The sequence below is a fragment of the Bacillus sp. D386 genome (assembly GCF_006346415.1).
This window is the reverse complement of record NZ_VEMV01000008.1, coordinates 51,775-70,580: the sequence shown is the minus strand read 5'-3', so window position 1 is coordinate 70,580 and position 18,806 is coordinate 51,775. Positions and strand designations below refer to the sequence as shown.

Genomic DNA, 18,806 nt, shown 5'->3' with positions numbered 1-18,806 from the left:
TTTAAATAAAATAGAGGTTTATAAACATATTTACAGAATTTTGTTTGTAGTACACATAGATGATTTATGCCAGGACTCGATTTATACAAAGCAATCGGATCTTGGTATCAAAATTAAATAAAATATTACATTTACCTACTAATCAATCGATTGATTAACTAACCTAGTTTAGTGTGCAGCATAAAAACGCCAATTAACTAATAAATAACCTCTATTTACATACAGTTATATATTACCCAGATTTCATTCAAATCATGCAGATATGTATGAAATTTTTAAAAATGTCATTCATCCTTAAAGAATGAATGACATCGTGGGATAGTATATCTTTAAGGTTTAGTCTTGAAGGCTACGAACGACTTCTTCAAGTCTCATCCCTCTCGAAGCTTTGACCAACACAATAGAATGTTCATCAATGACTTCTTTTAACTTCAATGATAATTGATCCTTATCACTGAAATGATAAATGCGTTCTTTATTCAAATTTTCTGCAGCACCTTCGGCAATCTTTTCAGCCAATTTACCATACGTAAAGACATAATCAATCTCCTCTGTGATTAATTCACCCATTTTGAAGTGATATATCTCTTCCTCTGGTCCCAATTCAAGCATATCGCCTAGTACAAGAATCTTCTTGCCCGTACCTTTCATCCCTTTCACTAATTCAATAGCTGCTTTAACTGAAGTCGGGCTGGCATTATAAGCATCGTTTATGATTTTTTCGCCTCTCGCTCCAAAGGATACTTCCATCCGCATATTAGATAGTTTTACTTCAGCAAGGCCTGTTGTGATTTGTTCCCAGGAGACTCCCATCGTTCTGCCAGCAGCTATCGCCGCCAATGCATTCAGCACATTATGATTGCCTAAGAGCGGCAATACGAAAGGATGATGACCATCTACATCAATTGTAAATTCCATTTCATTCTCTCCTGCTTTGCTTTGAACAGGATAATAGTCATTTGTCATGCTGCTGCCGAATGTAATCTGTTTATATGCATGCTTGGATACCCTGCTTAACAGAAGAGGTTCATCCCCATTAAAAATGAGTGTTCCATCCTTCTTTAAACCCTCGACAATTTCCATTTTGGCGTCTGCAATTCCTTCACGAGAACCAAGGTCAAGTAAATGCGCCTCACCAATATTAGTAATAATCGCTACATCAGGTTGCCCAATCTGTGAAAGGAGTGAAATCTCCCCACTGCTGCTCATTCCCATTTCTAGAATCAGGATTTCTGTATCTTCCGGAGCAGACAGAATCGTAAGCGGCAATCCAATGTGGTTGTTATAATTCCCACTTGTTTTATGTACCCGATATTTTGTTTTCATGATTGAGGCAGTCATATCTTTAGTAGTCGTTTTCCCATTACTGCCAGTAATCCCGATTACTTTCGTATCCAACTCATGTAAATACGCTTTAGATAACTGCTGTAATGCCTTTAAACTATCCTTAACAAAAATCAGTGCTCTGTTTTCAGGAGGATTCGGTGCATCTGATTCCCAAAATGAAGCAGCTGCTCCCTGAGCGAATGCTGTCTCTACATGATTATGTCCATTGCTATTTTCACCCTGCAAAGGAACAAATAGATTGCCTTCCTCGATCTTTCTTGTATCATTTGTTACTCCTGAAACAAGTATATCTTTGAAACCTTCATTTATGCTGCCATCTACCATAGCTGCAATTTCAGCCAATGTACGTTTGATCATATTAATCCTCCATTACCCTTTATCATCCCTGAAAAAAAACAGATACAGCCAATTAAATAATCGGCTGTACAGCATTCCTCTGCCGTTTAATTGAGTATGCATAACCCTGTCAATAGTAATAAGCCGGAATAAATCAACCCATCGAGAAAATCTAATGCGCTGATTCTTACATTTCTCATTTATACAGCCAGGCTACATATCTTAAATAGTATATTTAATTTTTTGCTTTTCAGCATGTCTTTCAATAGCTAAATTAATCAGTTTTTCAATTAATTGCGGATATTCCACTCCAGTGTGGCTCCAAAGTAATGGGAACATACTAAATGGTGTAAATCCTGGCATGGTATTTACTTCATTAATATAAGCTTTTCCTTCATGTGTAAGGAAGAAATCTGCTCTTACAAGGCCTGAACAATCCAATGCTTTGTATGCCTTAATTGCCATGTCATGCAGCATTTGATATTCTTCCTGAGAAATCTCTGCAGGTATTACCAATGCTGTATCGCCATCTTCGTATTTAGCTTTATAGTCATAAAACGCTTTTTTCGGAATAATTTCCCCTGCAACAGAACACTCAGGATAATCATTTCCAATGACACCAATCTCAACTTCTCTTGCAGTAACACCTTCTTCAATGATTACTTTTCGGTCAAATTGGAATGCCTCTTCAAATGCTTTATGCAGCTCTTCAGCATTTTCACATTTACTGATACCAACACTGGAACCTAAGTTAGCCGGTTTAACAAAACACGGATATCCCAATGCTTTTTCTACCTCTAGGCATACCTTTTCTTCATTTCCGCTCCATTCTGAACGTAAATAAGAAACATAACCAACCTGCCCCAACCCAGCCTGGGCAAATATATTCTTCATGATTACTTTATCCATGCCTGCAGATGAAGCAAGAACACCATTTCCTACATACGGAATGTTAAGCAGCTCGAGCAACCCCTGTACTGTACCATCTTCGCCATTCGGGCCATGCAATAATGGGAAAATAACATCAAATGCATCATCAGATCCGTGTGCAATAATACTGTTAAAACCAGTTGTTTGAACAGCCTGACTTCTGTGGTCAAACTCTAGCTCCTTAACAGATTCAACCGGCCCCTGTAATTGCGGCCCTTTTATCCATTCACCATCTTCATTTATGTAAATCGGATGTATCTCATATTTAGATGAATCCAATGCTTTGATGACTGCCATAGCAGTTTGCATGGATACTTTATGTTCAGCAGATTTCCCACCATATAATAATCCTAGTTTAATTTTCATTGAATTTACCCTCCGTTAGTTGATACATAATATATTGTATCATTTCCTTTTCAGAACATTAAATTAATATGTGACACGTTCCCCTTATAGGCAAAACTTACATTCTTCTTATTATATGCATATTCGAACATAATTTGTGAACCTGAATATCTGTATAATAAATTAGGAAAACCTCCTTAATTTTACAGGAGGTTTATTTTCCATCTATGACCCATTCCTTCATTTTCTTCTGATAAACGAGATTAACAGTTTGCCGTTTTTGGTATATCGTCCTTAATTCATCTCTCAGCTCATCTTCATGCCGATAATCTCCAACAACCCACACTGGAATCTCGATAGTTTGTCTTGTTTGAATTGACTTATGAAAGCTGATGATTACGCCCTCATTAAACAAAGGGGATAACTGTTTCAGAATCTCTGTAGGGATTATTGCGTTCTCTGTTTTTTTTCTACCGCCCAGCCATAATCGATCCGGCTTATTTATCTCCACATGCTCAGGAATTAGCTTGGAAATTAACTGGTAAAAATCATTCCAATACCGGTAATAAACTTTATTATAAAAGCCATCCTCTAATGTTAAATAGACAAACCGATTATTTAATTTTGGATAAAAGGGAGATCTTAGATGGTTAAATGTATGTCTGATATACAGGATTTCAGCGATTTCCCATGGAGCTAATTCTTCCAGCCCCTCAATATCCTCAAAATCAATCCAGCTTATATGCCCATACTCCTTCCCACTTTCTTTATAATATTTCTTATATGAGGGAAAGGAAACATAATTAAACTGTGTATGCATATCATATTCAACATCCATAAAAGGATGATCCAATAATAAAACATTTGGCGGCGGCTCTTTCAACGATTGCATAAAACTAAAAAAGTCTATGCCAAATGAAGCTACAAAATGCTCAGCTTCTTGTTTATGAAGGTATATAAAATCTCTTTTACCATGTTTCAATACAAACCCCTCCGGCATGTCTTCATCAATACGATGTTAGGTGGCTATTAGACTATTTTGATTAGTCAAGCCTACATCTAATTACCTATCCCCTGCTTATCCTATCGGTGTAAATAGTTTCTCCTTTATTCTAGACGATATTAAACCAAAAAAGATTCAAAAAACCGTAAAAAAATTATATTGTAAAGTTGTTGTAACATTGGTAATCCTTTAATCTGACCTGTAGCAAAAAGTGAGTAGGCACCAGCCTTATTTTTTAAATAAAGATTAAAATCATATAATCCCACTGTTTTAAAAGATTCAAACTTTCTCGTATAAAATTATAAGACTTTTTTCCCAACATTACTAAACTTACGCACCGTTTTAAATTATTTTACTTATTCGGAAAATACTACCTTTTTATTTTTGGTATTAACCGGAGCTTGACTCCATTCTTTTCATTTAGTTTCGTTAGATGATATGTCCCTGTAACCCAATCTTCCATTTGGTTTTGGTACCATTCGCTTCCCAATTGCCCGGACTGTCCTGGTCCGACTATATGTGAGGCCTTGGATAAATCAGAGAGATCCGCAATAAACCTCCATGATCCTCCATGATTAATAGTTCCCTTCGTATCGTAACCAGCTGCCTGAACCGTAACCGCACTTCCCCCACTCTCTAGTTCCCCCTTATAATTAAACACATATTGAAGAGGACTGACTGAGGATAGCGGATGCTTAAATTGAATTTGGTGATAATCCCCCCATCTCCAATTAGAAAGAACCCCTCCCTGTATCTCTTTCCCTTTTGTAACAGCTTTCTTCAAGCTGGTTTCCAGCACCGTCTTTAAGCCACCCTTGTCTTCAATCCAAATACTCTTTTCACCATTTAACGCTTTTCTAAGAAGCTGATCAACAGCTTGCTTTCTGCCTCTGAAAAGGGTGAGCATTTCTTCAGATATATCATCTGCGAATAAGGTGTCCGAGATTTCTGCCATCCATAGTTGGAAGAGTAACGGAGCTGCCATTTCTTTGTCATCCATGTAATTCCAGTCCTCTAAAACATCAATGGCCTCTGTTTCTTTAGTCTCTGATAGTTCTTCTATAAACTTCGGCAGGAACTCCTCCGCCTGCAGATTTCGCTGATCCATTTGCAAATTCTTCATCTCTTCAATCGTTAATTTATCATTGCCTGAAAGAACTTCATCAATCCTCATTTGGCGATAGGGCTGGGCCCAATCATGGCTTATATGATACGGATAGTGTTCATCTGTTACTTTATTGTTAGCCGTTGATATGTATCCTTTTTCAGCATTAATCGTACGCGGTAATTCGTTGTATGGAATATATCCAACCCACTCATTTTCTCCCGTCCAGCCTTCTACCGGTAAAAGAGCATCCTGCTTATCTTTTCGAATAGGAATCTTCCCATTAGCCTTATAAGCAATTGTTCCTTCCTTTGAGGCAAAGACAAAATTTTGTGCCGGCGATTCAAAATCCTCCAGCGCTTTTTCGAATTCGGTCCAATCTTTTGATTTACCCATATTAAGCACGGCTTCCAGCTCATTTGAGGGTTGCAAAGCGGTCCACTTTAAAGCCAAAACATGCTCCTTGCCAACACTTCCTAAAAATTCTGAGATGACAGGCCCATGACGTGTAATGGTTATTTTAAAATCCTCCGATTTCTGTCCTTTTATCTTTATCTTCTCATGAATAACCTGAGCTTTTTCCCATTCTTTTTTGTAAAGAAATTCATCTTCCTGTTCAGGGTTTCTCTTCTCAATATATAAATCCTGTACATCAGGACCCACATTCGTAACTCCCCATGCAATAGTTAGGTTATGACCTAAAATGATTCCAGGAATACCGGCAAATATGACACCGCTAACATTATAGCCAGGCCCTTCCAAATGATTTTGATACCAAACAGAGGGGGTGGCCAAAGATAAATGTGGATCATTCGCCAATAATGGTTCTCCAGATTGGGTCTTCTCACCTGAGACTACCCAATTATTGCTTCCGTTATATTCATTCGGGACAACAGAAGAAGATAAACTGCCTTCTATGTCGAGTTCATCCTTGGTTATATTCACTGGTGCTCCTGCAGGGTAGCTTGGGAATAGTTCATATGCTTTTTCCTTCGGGAAACTTTGCAGCAAATAGTGACGAAAAGCCTGACTGTTCCAGTTTCCTCCCAAATCAAAAGCCATATACTTACCAATCGTCAGTGAATCAATCGGAGTCCACTCCTCTGGCTCATACCCAAGAAAGGTAAATTCTATCGGCCATTTCCCTTTAGCCTTTTTTTCTTTTATGTAGGCATTTACACCCTCAGCAAATGACTGAAGTATTTCTCTTGCCTCCGGTGAATAGGATTCATAAGAATCTTCAGCAGCTCTCCTCAAACCTAGCGTTCGGAAATATTTATCGTTTTTAAGCATGGCTTCCCCTATTACTTCACTTAATCTGCCTGATGCCTGCCTTCTTGATAAATCCATTTGAAACATCCTATCCTGAGCCTGTACATAACCTTGGGCAAAAAATAAATCCTGTGTATCATCGGCCTTTATATGCGGAACTCCTTCTTGATCACGCAAAACCTCTACCTCATTATGTAAACCCAAAAGTTCAAGTTCACCTTCCATTTGCGGTAAAGGCCGTTTAACAAAATAAACCGCTCCCAGTGAACCAATTATAAGAATGACTACTAAAATAGCAATTACCCATAAACTAATTTTCTTCCCCTTTGACACCCGTTTCCTTGGAATCTCCATTTCCATAATATCCCACCTCTCATGCTTTTTACATTCTATAAAAGATGAGAGTTTCCTTTATTTGTTTTAAACCATTGCCTCAGCTGCTTATACTTGTTATACAACGCAAAAAAATGCCGACACTTACCATGTCGGCATTTCCTCACTCTATTTACTTTAGCTTAATTCGTTGAAGGCGCAGGGCATTTAAGACAACACTCACCGAACTGAATGCCATAGCACCACCTGCCAACCAAGGGGCGAGCAGTCCCATAAACGCCACTGGAATTCCAAGGGTATTATAGCCAAAAGCCCAAAATAGATTTTGTTTAATATTACGCATCGTCTGCTTACTTAAATAAAACGCATCTGCAATTCCATTTAAGTCGCCCTTCATCAAGGTAATGTCCGCTGCTTCTATTGCAATATCTGTACCTGTTCCGATAGCAATACCGATATCGGCCAACGCTAGGGCCGGAGCATCATTAATTCCGTCGCCGACCATCGCTACTTTTCTTCCTTCAGATTGGAATCTTTTAATCTGATTCGCCTTTCCTTCTGGAAGAACTTCAGCAATCACATGTTGAATACCCGCCTGCTTTGCGATTGTCTCCGCGGTGCTCTGATTATCTCCTGTAATCATCCACACCTCGATGCCCATATCCCTTAGACGTTGCACCGCCTGTCCGGATGTCTCTTTAATCGTATCAGCAACAGCAATGATACCAGCCACATTTCCATTCACCGCGGCAATCATCGCCGTTTTCCCTTCTTTCTCAAGATCCTCCATAAAAGGCTGAGTTGAGGTGATATCAAGCTGATTAGCCGTCATCCATTTTCTCGTTCCTACCAGGACTTTATCCTGCCCAACAGAAGCGCGAATTCCAAATCCAGGAGTACTTTGAAAATCTACTGCCTCTGTAAGCTCCAGATTATGTTCATGGGCTGCTTCGACTATTGCCTGTGCTAGAGGATGCTCGGATGGTTTCTCTGCTGCCGCTATGAGTTTTAACAGTTTTTCCTGCTCCCAATTTCCGATTGGTATAATATCCGTTAAAATCGGTTTACCATTCGTTATTGTCCCTGTCTTATCCAACAGTACGGTATTAATCTGATGAGCGGTCTCTAAATGCTCTCCGCCTTTAAATAAAATACCAAATTCAGCTGCCCGGCCAGACCCAGACATTATGGATGTCGGCGTAGCCAACCCTAACGCACATGGACAGGCTATTACAAGAACAGCAATCATATTTTCTAGTGCCGTAGTGAAATTTCCACGATCCACGATAAAATACCATGCTATAAATGTCAAAACGGCTATTCCCACTACAATCGGAACAAAGATACCTGATATTTTATCCGCTAACCGCTGAATTGGAGCTTTCGAACCCTGTGCCTGTTCAACCACTCTAATAATTTGGGATAGGGCTGTATCTTTACCCACTTTAATGGCTTTCATCTTTAATGCACCATTTTTATTAATGGTGGCTCCGAAGACTTGGTCCCCTGGATTTTTATCAACCGGAACACTTTCACCCGTTAACATGGATTCATCCACAGCTGAGCTGCCATCGAGCACTTCACCATCTACTGGAATTCTCTCTCCGGGTTTCACATAGATTAAGTCCCCTACTACTACATCGGCAAGCGGAACTTTCACTTCTTTTTGATCACGAATGACAATCGCCGTTTTAGGCTGCAAGCCAATCATCTTCTTAATCGCATCTGATGTACGGCCTTTTGCCTTAGCCTCAAATAATTTACCCAGTAAAATTAAAGTTATTAAAATGGCACTTGTTTCAAAATAAAGATGCGGTATCTCAGCATGATGATGCCCACTTTTTACTATAGATTCATATAAACTATAAAAATAGGCAGCAGATGTACCAAGCACCACTAATACATCCATGTTGGCACTGCCATTTCGCAGAGCCTTATAGGCCCCTTTATAAAATTGCCAACCAATAATGAATTGAACAGGTGTCGCTAAAGCCAACTGAACCCACGGATTCAGTAAAATATCCGGTATATACATCCAGGAGGTAAAAGAAAAATGGGCTACCATCGTCCATAATAGTGGCAATGAAAGGAAAGCAGCTGCTATAAACCTAAGCTGTTGTTTTTTTATAGCCGATTGCCTCGGGTCTTCACTTTCCTGTTTATGCTGTTCCTTTGGTGAAGCACCATAGCCTAGTTTTTCTATTTTGGCAATGAGATCTTCCTCAGATAACTCACTGCTAGAATATTCAATCGTGCCTGATTCCAAGGCCAGATTTATATTGGCAATTAAGACACCCTCCGTCTTGTTCAATACCTTTTCAATTCTTGCTGAACAGGCGGCGCAGGTCATTCCGGTAATCATTAGTTCCGATACTCTAGTCGTAACCCCGTACCCTAGCTTTTCTATTTTTCCTCTTAAATCGTTCGCTGATAAGAGAGTAGGATCATAAAGAATAGCAGATGTTTCAGTGGCTAAGTTCACATTTACCTCTTTAACTCCCTCCATTTTCCCCAGTACCTTTTCAATCCTTGCTGAACAGGCGGCACAGGTCATTCCCGTAATCTGCAAATGGACATGCTTCATAAACTCACCACCTTATTGTTGAACTTGCATTATTTAAATAGGGCGTGGCTTAGCCTATTAATTCGAATCATATATTAATCGACATCATATCCTTGTTCATCAATAGATTCTTTAATTGTTTCTAGATTAACCATTGCCGGGTCATATTGGACTTCCACTTTTCCCGTATCCAATGTAACCTTCACAGAACTAACTCCGTTTAACTCACTTACACTGCCTTCGACTGCTTTCACACAATGCCCGCAGGACATACCTTTTACATTTAAGATCGTTGTTTCCATTTTAAATTCCTCCTATTTTTTCATTAATTTTTGTATGGTAATTAATACTTCATCGAGTACTTCCATATCACCCTGTTGAATTCTTTCTGCCACACATGATTTCATATGGCCTTCAAGCATCAACTTTCCAACAGCATTCAGGGCTGATTGTGTAGCTGCAATCTGGGTTATAATATCATCGCAATATACATCCTTTTCAATCATGCCTTTAATCCCTCTAATCTGCCCTTCAACCCTATTTAAACGACTGATCAATTTTTTTTTTACGTTATCAGAATGATGGCTTTTTCGTTCTTGGTCATGATGGCAATGATTACCCATATCTTCAGTAATCTCTATCTCGCTCATAGTGACCTCCCTCCCGTTTTTCTATTATTAAATATACTATACCCCCCTATAGTATATTCTTCAACGTTTATCACTTATGATCGATCTTTTTAAAATTAGACTGACAATCCATTGTTTTTCTATCCAACCTTGATTGCGTTATACTTATGATTATTCACAAATTGCAAAGGAGACATGTACGTTGCTAACAATCTACTTAACTAGACATGGACTTACAGAATGGAATGTCAATCGTATTATGCAAGGCTGGGGAAATGGCGAACTGACCGAAAAAGGTATTAATGATGCAAAAGCTCTTGGAAAGAGGCTTGCTGATGTAAAACTTGATAAAGTGTACAGCAGTACATCAAAACGTGCTTATGAAACAGCTCAATATATCATCGGTGATCGTGAGATTAGCCTGATTAAGGAAGATGACTTACGTGAAATGCATTTTGGAGATTGGGACGGGCGCATTAGAGATGAGATTGAGGCAGAATTTCCTGAGGAATTTAAAATCTTTTGGGAAACGCCACATTTATTTGAGACAGAAACAGGTGAAACCTTTAATCAGCTCAAGAAAAGAGCTGTCGATGTGTTCGAAAGAATTATAAACGAAAACCCTTCCGGTACCATCCTTATTGTGACCCATTCTATTTTCCTGCGTGTTCTGCTTACGCATATTAAAAACACACCACTTTCAGATGTCTTTAAAGCGACACCGCCAGGGAATACAAGTTTAACGAAGCTTGAATTTCATGATGGTAAAATGGAACTTTTATTCGAAAATGATATGCAGCACGTAGAATAAATAATCCAAGAGGCTTTCCCATAGTCAAGTTATTGGGAAAGCCTCTTTTTGTACAGGATAGATGTGGAGATCAGTGAGGAAGTTTAATCAAGCCGGAGACAGCCACCAAGTAAAAAAGACATGGCAAATAAAAGACTCTCATTCTTGGGTAATCAACTATAAAGCTAAACCTTCGCCTTCGCTTCATTTTTAAAAAATTCTACTGCATAATCAACTGCCTCGCAAAAGGAAAATAACTTGGAATCAGCACTGCCGATTTTACCTTTCCTAACAGAGTACTGTTGTTCGAAAGCATTTCCGATTGTATCAAATTCAGTATCATCATATTCAATATCCGTATACTCCACCCATTTCCGCTCTCCATCTACAAGTATGGGAGTACCTTTTTGGATTACTTCCCTGGTACCAGATCGATACTCTGCCAGATGAAAGCAGGTGTTCGTTTCATAGCTCGTTCCGATAAACAGGACATGAGCATCTAAATCATAGAGTTTTCTTAGTGGAGATCCTTCACCCAATCCATTTTCCAATTGATGATTGGCAAGGACTTCACCATTACGCTTACCCCATGCAGTAAACGAAACATTTGGATGGTTGCTTCTTAAAACACCTGGATATGTACGAAATAGCTCTGCAATTTTCCCCATGCCATATGTAGGTGTAATAGCAGGTTCAAAAGCTGGCATTGTATTTCTCACGGTTTCCCACCACTCCCAAGGGATTGGTGGGTTCAACCATTCAGCCGGATCCGACAAATCCGCAGATTGAGCCGGCATGATAATGGCTCCTTCTTCTGTAACAGTATCCATCAATGCCTGAATAATGGCAACAGCCCCTCCATTCACCCATCCAACTGATGATAGCGAGGAATGAACAAGGACATTCATACCTCTTTTTAACCCCAATTCGCGCATGTCAGTACGTAGCACCTCTCTTGTACGGGGAAATGGTGTATTTTCTATCAACTTAGACATAGACTCACTTCCGATTCTGGCTTTTCTATCATTTTAAAGGAAAAGAAGTACTTTGTAACCCCAAGGTACTAATAACCCTTAATCATGTGTATATGATGCTTTAGGATTTCCAAAGTTGCTGGAGTTTCCAAATAAATTTCGCCATCTGTGTCCGCGTCCAGCACTTCTTCTGTTTCAATTGACAATGATTTGGTCTGCAAATGAAACAGCCTCGTTTCAGCATCATTTAGGTTTATATCAGGAGAATTAAGTGAAAATAAATCAAGAAACGCACCAAATGATGATTCTTTCACTACTAATACATCAAATAATCCATCATCCATATTAATGGATGGCAGAGGGATTTGATTAGATCCAATGAATTTCCCATTCAGCACCATGATCATGACTGCCTCATCTTCATACTCACCTTGATCAGTCTTCATTTTATAATGAAATGTCTCTGCCTCTTTCACCGTTCGTAATGCACTAATAAAGTAACTCATTTTCCCCATTAATCTCTTTTGGTTTTCATCAATATTGCTTGATGTATGGGTGATTAGCCCGATCCCCCAAAAATTAAGAAAGTAGTGGTCATCATTAACTTTTCCTACATCTACCGGAACTTGTTGGCCACTCATGATTGTCTCTGCCGCTTTTTTTAGATTTTGCGGGATATTAAGCATTCTGCTGAAATCATTACATGTACCACCCGGCAAAATAGCTAAAACAGGCCTCTTATCCAGAGCAGCAAGCCCATTGACAGCTTCATGTACCGTTCCATCTCCACCAAGGATAATAACAAGGTCATATTCTTCCCCAAGCTTAAGACAGATTTTTTTGGTTTCACCTGCCTCTTCCGTTTGCACCACTTTTAATTCTTTCGTTTCAGTACTAATTACAGGGAGTACGGCGGCAAGTGCCCGATCTGTTTCTGTCTGACCGGCAGAACCATTGTAAATAAATAGTACCTTATTAAACATACTCATTATTTTTTCTCCTTATCTTCAGAAAACTTGTATCTCTTATATTCCCATGAAGCCGGTATTTAGAAACATTCATCTCTTAATAAATGGAAAATTTACAGAAAATTCAATATAATTAACTTGCAACTAAATTTTGAAAGGATGTTTCCATGAAAACGGCTGATTTATGTGATGAGTACGCTGACAGGTTAAGTCTATGTAAAACCCCTTTCTATTCTTATGGTAAGAAAAAGGAATTTCAGGGCGAAATACGAACCGTTGAGGTATATGAAGACAATTCAATGGTAAAAGAAAGCTTGGAAACGATTGAGCCTGGAACTATTTTAGTTGTAGATGGTGGGGGCTCTCTAAATTGTGCATTATTGGGTGACCAGTTGGCAGCCATTGCAGCTGAGAGAAAAATAAACGGAATCATTATTAATGGCTGTGTCCGGGATTCAGCTGACTTGGCCCATATAGAAGTTGGAATAAAAGCGATTGGAACATGCCCATTTAAAAGTAAAAAGAGAGGCGAAGGTACAAAAGGCGGAACACTATCATTCGGAAACGTAGAATGGACTCCTGGACAATTTGTGTATGCTGATGATGATGGGATTATTATTTCAGAAAAACCATTGGAATCCAAGTCGGGATAAATATATCTCGGCTTTTTTGATGAGTCGAAAGTCATTATTTCCACTTAAAACGAACACTTGTTCTTATTGTTACTAAATGTATGCTATAATGAACTAGCAAAAGTCACTTCCATTAAGCAGACACCAACCATCCGAAATGGAGTGATGTCCCATGTCAATCTTTGAGACATTTATGGTAACATTCAGCTTTGCCACCTTACTTCTAACAGTAATCACGATAAATAATAAAAAATAGACCTCACTGCTCTAAAAAGATAGTGAGGCCTAAAAAAATCAATACTCGTCTCCGTTAAGGAGTGGCTTTTGCAGAATCATGAATGCCCACCATTCATGATTCTTTCTATTTAAAGAGTATCATAAAGATTGAGCAAAGTCACTTACAGGAGTATCCTGTTTATATGTGTATTTTTTCCCATATGTCGCAAAAAAGTTTAAACCCGTTCCTGATGGTGAAGAAATATACAAAGGGATATTTGTCAGGAGGTGAATCTTTACTCCGGACGGGTAAAGAGATTGAATGGAGACGATGGACATAGTTAATATAGTTTTACTTTTATTTTTATTGGTGAGTACGATGTTCTTTGTGGCATCAGAGTTTGCCATTGTTAAGGTCCGTGCGACCAGAATAGATCAGCTTGTTGCAGAAGGAAATCGAAAAGCAATGGCAGCCAAGAGGGTCGTAACACATTTAGATGAATATTTGTCAGCGACACAACTTGGGATTACGATTACATCATTAGGGATCGGTTGGCTTGGGGAGCCCACCGTTAAACATCTCATTGATCCCCTATTTGAAAAATTGCACATCCAGGATTCTGTAGCAAGTATTATTTCCTTTGTGATTGCATTTTCTATTATTACCTTTTTACATGTTGTAGTGGGAGAATTGGCGCCTAAATCCGTTGCGATTCAAAAAGCAGAAACGATTACAATGAATTTCGCACGGCCGCTTATTATGTTTTATAGAGTGATGTTTCCGATTATATGGGCATTGAACCATTCTGCCCGATTTATCACAAGCCTATTTGGCATTAAACCGGCTAGCGAAGGAGACATTGCCCATTCTGAAGAAGAGTTGCGGATGATTCTGACTGACAGTTATAAAAAGGGAGAAATCAATCAATCTGAATTTAAATATGTAAACAATATCTTTGAATTTGATGATCGGATTGCCAGAGAAATCATGGTGCCTCGAACAGAAATTCAAACGTTTCAAAAGGATGATATTTTAGAAGATATTGTTGCTTCTTTAAATAATGAACAATATACGCGCTATCCCGTTACAGATGGAGATAAAGATACGATTATTGGATTTGTGAATGTTAAAGAATTACTAACAGCCAGTCTTAGAAGCGGTTTGAAAACAGATATGCCAATCCGTGATTATGTTAAACCACTTATCACGGTAATTGAAACGATTCCTATTCACGATTTACTTGTGAAAATGCAGAAGGAACGCATACACATAGCCGTGTTACTTGATGAGTACGGCGGTACTTCCGGTATTGTTACGGTTGAGGATATTCTTGAAGAAATCGTTGGGGAAATCCGCGATGAGTTCGATACAGATGAGCTACCAGAGATTCGTAGAATAGGTGACTATCATTATATTCTAGATGCAAAAATGCTATTGTCTGAGATTGAGGATTTGCTTGGAATACAAATGGACTATCCGGATGTAGATACATTAGGCGGTTGGTTTTTAACTCATAAAATCGATGCAGCCATTGGGGATACATTGGAAGAGGATGGATTCATCTTTACTGTAGAGGATGCTGAAGATCACCATCTTTTATATATTGAAGTGAAAAAAGCATCCGAGTAAATAATAAAAGGAGCATACACACTGAATGGTTGTATGCTTATTGCTAGAATAGTAAGTTAGTATTATGAACCCATTTTTATTAAGATTTTGTTGATTACATTTGGATTTTCCTATTATGTAGGAGCAAAGAATTTAATTGGATCCAGTAAACTGATATGGACATCAATAAAAAACATTAGGATTCTATTAATTCACCTGAACTCAATTAATTTCAAAAAAATGATTGCAAAAAAAGACGAGAATGGGATAGACCCCAAGTTCTCGTCTTTTCTTATTATTCAGTTTTCCCTTCCCACTCTAGCATGCCACCATTCATATTGGTCACATCGTATCCTTCAGATTCAAGGAACTGAACAGCTCTGGCGCTTCTTCCTCCTGCATGGCAAACAACTATATATTCTTTTGATTTATCTAACTCATTCATCCGAAATTCAAGCAGGCCTAATGGAATATTAACCGCTGTTGGAATTTTCCCGTTACGTACTTCATCTACTTCACGAACATCAATAATATTTAAGGACTGCCCTTCAGCTAGTTTTGCTTCCACTTCTTGTGGCTCAATTGTTTTCATCGTACTGATTCCGCCTCCTTTAAGATTTCAACGTAACATTACCCCTATAGGTATATCAAATTTTATTAAAAAAAGCCAACCGAAACTCTCAGCGACTTTTGACCAACAGATGCACTGCTTCATTCACTAACTTTTCCTTCTCTACATCTTCCGCATTTTCCACGCACTCAATAAGGTTACTGCTGACAATGACTCCAATTGTCTTGTCTACTGCAGACCTTACCGCAGATAACTGAGTCACGACTTCTTTGCAATCTTTTCCATCCTCCATCATTTTAAGTATCCCGCGTAATTGACCTTCCATCCTCTTAATACGGTTTTTGACTTTATCATCATATTCCATCTGAAAATCACTCCTTAAGTTATTCAAATCTATATCAGCGATAAATTCATCTTTCAGCTTCTTCTTTATACTATTTATTCCCTATTAATTAGTATCAGTATACCTGAAAATCTCAGCGTATTCTATGATGACATACAGGTCCTTCTTCTTACTATTTGCTATTCCAATAAAGTTGTTTTTTAGTATTTTGGTTAATTACTGGCATTAATGGGTATTTAGTTAGAAAGCAAGCTCTATTGACACTGAAAGGAGATTCAACTGGAATGAAAAAAAATATTCTTCCGTTTATCTTTCTACTCCTTCTGCTAGGTTCCTTGACTGCCTGTGCAGAAAAGGAGCAAATGGCAAGCGGGGCAGAATTGATTAATAACGATCAATTCGTTTTCACCGCTTCCGGGGAATTTAAGCCCTTCAGCTATATGAACGATGATATGACAATGACTGGCTTTGATATTGAAGTTGGGGAAGCCATCGCTAAACAATTGGGGCTTGAGCCTGTCCAAAAACAAATGAAATTCAAGGGAATTGTTGAAGGTGTAAAAACTGGGAGAGCTGATGCCGCAGTGGCCAGCCATACCATTAATGAGGCACGTTCAAAATTCGTCCTCTTTTCCACTCCCTACTACTATTCAGGACCACAAATTTTCACCCGTCCAGACAGTGATATCAAGACAGTTGAAGATTTAAAAGGGAAAGAAGTTGCAGCCGCCAAAGGATCTACATATGCAGACACTGCGAGCAGATATACATCTGATATTAAAACATACGATAGTGATGTGACTGCACTCAAGGCATTAAGCAATGGCCGACATGATGCTGTCATTACCGATTTTGTCACTGGGAAAACCGCTGCCAAAGAAGGCTTCAAAATTGTTGGACAACAGCTGATTGAACGAAGTGAGCAAGCTATAGTGCTTCCACAGGATAATCCAAAACTTCTTGAAGAGGTTAATAAAGCACTTGAGGAACTGCGCAAAAACGGTACTCTATCAAAAATTAGTATGAAATACTTTGGCGAAGATATTACTCAAAAACCAGATAATAAAGAATGAAAGGGAGCTGTTACGATTGCAAGATTTATCACACTTTTTTCAAACATTAGTTGATACCCGCGGGGTATTCTTCGATGCACTTCTGTTAACTCTTGAATTGACTGTCGTCTCCATCATAATCGGAATTATAATAGGACTATTTGTAGCTTTACTTAAAATCTCGAAAATTAAATTGCTCGGTTACATTTCCGATGCTTATATATATCTTGTTCGCGGAACCCCGTTAATTGTCCAAATTTTCATTCTTTATTTTGGGTTCAGCGGCATCTTTCTTATACCGGATTTCTGGGCAGCATCATTGGCTCTCGCCTTTCATAACGGGGCCTATATTGCTGAGATTTTCCGGGGAACAATTCAATCCATTGATAAAGGACAAATGGAGGCTGGCCGCTCGCTTGGTATGACACGCGGACTCGCCATGCGCCGAATCATTTTCCCTCAAGCCTTACGAAGAGCCCTCCCGCCACTCGGTAACCAATTTATTATCGGTCTAAAGGATTCTTCTCTCGCTGCTTTCATCTCATTGAATGAGCTGTTTAATGTGGCGACCACTCTCGGATCCAATAATTTTGACGAGATGACCTATTTACTCATTGTTGCTGTCTACTATCTAATATTGGTTGCTGTGTTAACACTGGGTCTTCGAGCACTTGAAAAAAGAATGGCAATTAGCGATTAGTAAGAGGGGGAAACAAAAATGAATGAATTACGAGAAATGATAAAAGTCGAAAATCTGAATAAATCCTTTGGAGATCTGCATGTATTAAAAGATATTAGTTTGACTGTCTATGAAAGCGATGTTGTCTGTTTACTTGGTTCAAGCGGATCTGGTAAAAGTACATTGCTGCGCTGCTTAAATTATCTTGAAAAAAAGGATAGCGGCTCCATCATTATTGAAGGTGAACAAATCGAAACAACAACCCATAATATTAATGAAGTACGCCAAAAAATCGGGATGGTCTTTCAGCACTTTAACCTCTTTCCTCATAAGACTGTACTGGAAAATATAATTGAAGCACCTATTATGGTAAAGAAAATAGCCAAAGATACAGCTAAACAAGAAGCATTAGAGCTATTAAAAAAGGTTGGCCTTGATGACAAGGCAGATGTTTACCCAAATAAACTATCCGGTGGACAAAAGCAACGTGTAGCCATCGCCCGTGCCCTGGCGATGAAACCTGATATCATGCTATTCGATGAACCAACCTCTGCCCTGGATCCAGAGCTGGTTGGTGAAGTATTGACCACCATGAAGGAACTCGCCCAGGACGGAATGACGATGGTTATTGTCACTCACGAAATGGGCTTTGCACGCGAAGTTGCTGACCAAATCCTCTTTATGCACGAAGGAAACATCCTGGAAAAAGGCACTCCTGAGCAAATATTTGAAAATCCTAAAGAAGAACGGACACGAGAGTTCTTTGGAAGTCAGTTATAATATCCCTAACTATGTTGAACCCTCCATCAATGGGAGGGTTTTTTTACGTATTTTAGCTTCGTCATGGACTTCAACTACCTATCACCCGCCTTTACCCCGGTATAGCTGGTCCATAGGTGCCTCATAGCTCGGGGATAGGTGCTTCCCTCTGGACTTCAACCGCCTTTCACCCTCCTTTACCCCGGTATAGCTGGTTCATAGGTGCCTCATAGCTCGGGGATAGGTGCTTCCCTCTGGACTTCAACCGCCTTTCACCCTCCTTTACCCCGGTATAGCCGGTCCATAGGTGCCTCATAGCTCGGGGATAGGTCCTTTCCTCTGGACTTCAA

General features: G+C 39.1%; 17 protein-coding genes. 6 read left to right on the top strand and 11 right to left on the bottom strand.

Annotation, left to right across the window (positions count from 1 at the left end; translation table 11 throughout):
• Positions 1–336: 336 nt before the first annotated feature.
• The 7 genes from FHY45_RS20215 to FHY45_RS20185 all read right to left on the bottom strand — a co-directional run bounded on the left by FHY45_RS20215 (position 337) and on the right by FHY45_RS20185 (position 9,884).
• Entirely contained in the window at positions 337–1,704 is a 1,368-nt protein-coding gene (locus FHY45_RS20215) for a UDP-N-acetylmuramoyl-tripeptide--D-alanyl-D-alanine ligase (RefSeq protein ID WP_139892881.1), read from the bottom strand.
• Positions 1,705–1,905: 201 nt separating this feature from the next.
• The gene (locus FHY45_RS20210) at positions 1,906–2,979 is read right to left on the bottom strand and encodes a D-alanine--D-alanine ligase (RefSeq protein WP_139892879.1); all 1,074 of its coding nucleotides are present in this window, start codon (positions 2,977–2,979) and stop codon (positions 1,906–1,908) included.
• 193 nt (positions 2,980–3,172) lie between these two features.
• A complete protein-coding gene (locus FHY45_RS20205; protein ID WP_139892878.1) occupies positions 3,173–3,940 on the bottom strand; it encodes a hypothetical protein in 768 nt (255 codons plus the stop codon).
• 391 nt (positions 3,941–4,331) lie between these two features.
• Positions 4,332–6,698, bottom strand: coding sequence for a penicillin acylase family protein (locus FHY45_RS20200; RefSeq protein WP_139892876.1), 2,367 nt, complete (start codon positions 6,696–6,698; stop codon positions 4,332–4,334).
• A 145-nt stretch (positions 6,699–6,843) separates the two neighbouring features.
• Positions 6,844–9,255 carry a heavy metal translocating P-type ATPase gene (locus FHY45_RS20195; protein WP_139892874.1) on the bottom strand — a complete coding sequence of 804 codons (2,412 nt, stop codon included), beginning with the start codon at positions 9,253–9,255 and terminating at the stop codon, positions 6,844–6,846.
• A gap of 74 nt (positions 9,256–9,329) precedes the next feature.
• Positions 9,330–9,536, bottom strand: a complete 207-nt coding sequence (copZ, locus tag FHY45_RS20190) for a copper chaperone CopZ (protein WP_139892872.1) — start codon at positions 9,534–9,536, stop codon at positions 9,330–9,332.
• A 12-nt stretch (positions 9,537–9,548) separates the two neighbouring features.
• The gene (locus tag FHY45_RS20185) at positions 9,549–9,884 is read right to left on the bottom strand and encodes a metal-sensitive transcriptional regulator (protein WP_139892870.1); all 336 of its coding nucleotides are present in this window, start codon (positions 9,882–9,884) and stop codon (positions 9,549–9,551) included.
• A 181-nt stretch (positions 9,885–10,065) separates the two neighbouring features.
• Here FHY45_RS20185 and FHY45_RS20180 point away from each other — a divergent pair, with 181 nt between their 5' ends.
• Entirely contained in the window at positions 10,066–10,674 is a 609-nt protein-coding gene (locus FHY45_RS20180) for a histidine phosphatase family protein (protein WP_175354241.1), read from the top strand.
• Between the two features lie 164 nt (positions 10,675–10,838).
• Here FHY45_RS20180 and FHY45_RS20175 read toward each other — a convergent pair whose 3' ends face one another.
• Together FHY45_RS20175 and FHY45_RS20170 are read right to left on the bottom strand one after the other, a co-directional pair.
• Positions 10,839–11,648, bottom strand: a complete 810-nt coding sequence (locus FHY45_RS20175; protein ID WP_139892868.1) for an AAC(3) family N-acetyltransferase — start codon at positions 11,646–11,648, stop codon at positions 10,839–10,841.
• A gap of 68 nt (positions 11,649–11,716) precedes the next feature.
• Positions 11,717–12,616, bottom strand: a complete 900-nt coding sequence (locus tag FHY45_RS20170) for a diacylglycerol/lipid kinase family protein (RefSeq protein ID WP_225983639.1) — start codon at positions 12,614–12,616, stop codon at positions 11,717–11,719.
• Between the two features lie 146 nt (positions 12,617–12,762).
• Between FHY45_RS20170 and rraA the strand changes: the two genes are divergently transcribed.
• Together rraA and FHY45_RS20160 are read left to right on the top strand one after the other, a co-directional pair.
• Positions 12,763–13,248, top strand: a complete 486-nt coding sequence (gene rraA / locus FHY45_RS20165; RefSeq protein WP_066102514.1) for a ribonuclease E activity regulator RraA — start codon at positions 12,763–12,765, stop codon at positions 13,246–13,248.
• A gap of 526 nt (positions 13,249–13,774) precedes the next feature.
• On the top strand, positions 13,775–15,073 hold the full coding sequence (locus tag FHY45_RS20160; RefSeq protein ID WP_066102677.1) for a hemolysin family protein: 1,299 nt from the start codon (positions 13,775–13,777) through the stop codon (positions 15,071–15,073).
• A gap of 274 nt (positions 15,074–15,347) precedes the next feature.
• Here the strand turns inward: FHY45_RS20160 and FHY45_RS20155 are convergent, their stop codons facing one another.
• Positions 15,348–15,644, bottom strand: coding sequence for a rhodanese-like domain-containing protein (locus FHY45_RS20155; RefSeq protein ID WP_066102518.1), 297 nt, complete (start codon positions 15,642–15,644; stop codon positions 15,348–15,350).
• A gap of 88 nt (positions 15,645–15,732) precedes the next feature.
• Positions 15,733–15,987 carry a metal-sensitive transcriptional regulator gene (locus tag FHY45_RS20150; RefSeq protein WP_139892867.1) on the bottom strand — a complete coding sequence of 85 codons (255 nt, stop codon included), beginning with the start codon at positions 15,985–15,987 and terminating at the stop codon, positions 15,733–15,735.
• 263 nt (positions 15,988–16,250) lie between these two features.
• On the opposite strand from FHY45_RS20150, the gene FHY45_RS20145 reads away from it, so the two are divergent.
• The 3 genes from FHY45_RS20145 to FHY45_RS20135 are packed head-to-tail and all read left to right on the top strand — an operon-like array spanning position 16,251 to position 18,477.
• Positions 16,251–17,039: a transporter substrate-binding domain-containing protein gene (locus tag FHY45_RS20145; RefSeq protein ID WP_066102523.1), complete on the top strand. Its 789-nt coding sequence runs from the start codon at positions 16,251–16,253 to the stop codon at positions 17,037–17,039.
• Between the two features lie 16 nt (positions 17,040–17,055).
• Positions 17,056–17,718: an amino acid ABC transporter permease gene (locus tag FHY45_RS20140; RefSeq protein ID WP_066102526.1), complete on the top strand. Its 663-nt coding sequence runs from the start codon at positions 17,056–17,058 to the stop codon at positions 17,716–17,718.
• A gap of 18 nt (positions 17,719–17,736) precedes the next feature.
• Positions 17,737–18,477 (top strand): amino acid ABC transporter ATP-binding protein, encoded by a 741-nt coding sequence (locus FHY45_RS20135; protein WP_066102530.1) that lies wholly within the window; start codon positions 17,737–17,739, stop codon positions 18,475–18,477.
• The last annotated feature ends 329 nt before the right edge of the window (positions 18,478–18,806 follow it).

Coding starts and splice junctions, on each gene's coding strand:
- FHY45_RS20215 (WP_139892881.1), bottom strand. CDS start 1,704: ATGATCAAACGTACATTGGCTGAAATTGCAGCTATGGTAGATGGCAGC.
- FHY45_RS20210 (WP_139892879.1), bottom strand. CDS start 2,979: ATGAAAATTAAACTAGGATTATTATATGGTGGGAAATCTGCTGAACAT.
- FHY45_RS20200 (WP_139892876.1), bottom strand. CDS start 6,698: ATGGAAATGGAGATTCCAAGGAAACGGGTGTCAAAGGGGAAGAAAATT.
- FHY45_RS20195 (WP_139892874.1), bottom strand. CDS start 9,255: ATGAAGCATGTCCATTTGCAGATTACGGGAATGACCTGTGCCGCCTGT.
- copZ (WP_139892872.1), bottom strand. CDS start 9,536: ATGGAAACAACGATCTTAAATGTAAAAGGTATGTCCTGCGGGCATTGT.
- FHY45_RS20185 (WP_139892870.1), bottom strand. CDS start 9,884: ATGAGCGAGATAGAGATTACTGAAGATATGGGTAATCATTGCCATCAT.
- FHY45_RS20175 (WP_139892868.1), bottom strand. CDS start 11,648: ATGTCTAAGTTGATAGAAAATACACCATTTCCCCGTACAAGAGAGGTG.
- FHY45_RS20170 (WP_225983639.1), bottom strand. CDS start 12,616: ATGAGTATGTTTAATAAGGTACTATTTATTTACAATGGTTCTGCCGGT.
- rraA (WP_066102514.1), top strand. CDS start 12,763: ATGAAAACGGCTGATTTATGTGATGAGTACGCTGACAGGTTAAGTCTA.
- FHY45_RS20160 (WP_066102677.1), top strand. CDS start 13,775: ATGGACATAGTTAATATAGTTTTACTTTTATTTTTATTGGTGAGTACG.
- FHY45_RS20155 (WP_066102518.1), bottom strand. CDS start 15,644: ATGAAAACAATTGAGCCACAAGAAGTGGAAGCAAAACTAGCTGAAGGG.
- FHY45_RS20150 (WP_139892867.1), bottom strand. CDS start 15,987: ATGGAATATGATGATAAAGTCAAAAACCGTATTAAGAGGATGGAAGGT.
- FHY45_RS20145 (WP_066102523.1), top strand. CDS start 16,251: ATGAAAAAAAATATTCTTCCGTTTATCTTTCTACTCCTTCTGCTAGGT.
- FHY45_RS20135 (WP_066102530.1), top strand. CDS start 17,737: ATGAATGAATTACGAGAAATGATAAAAGTCGAAAATCTGAATAAATCC.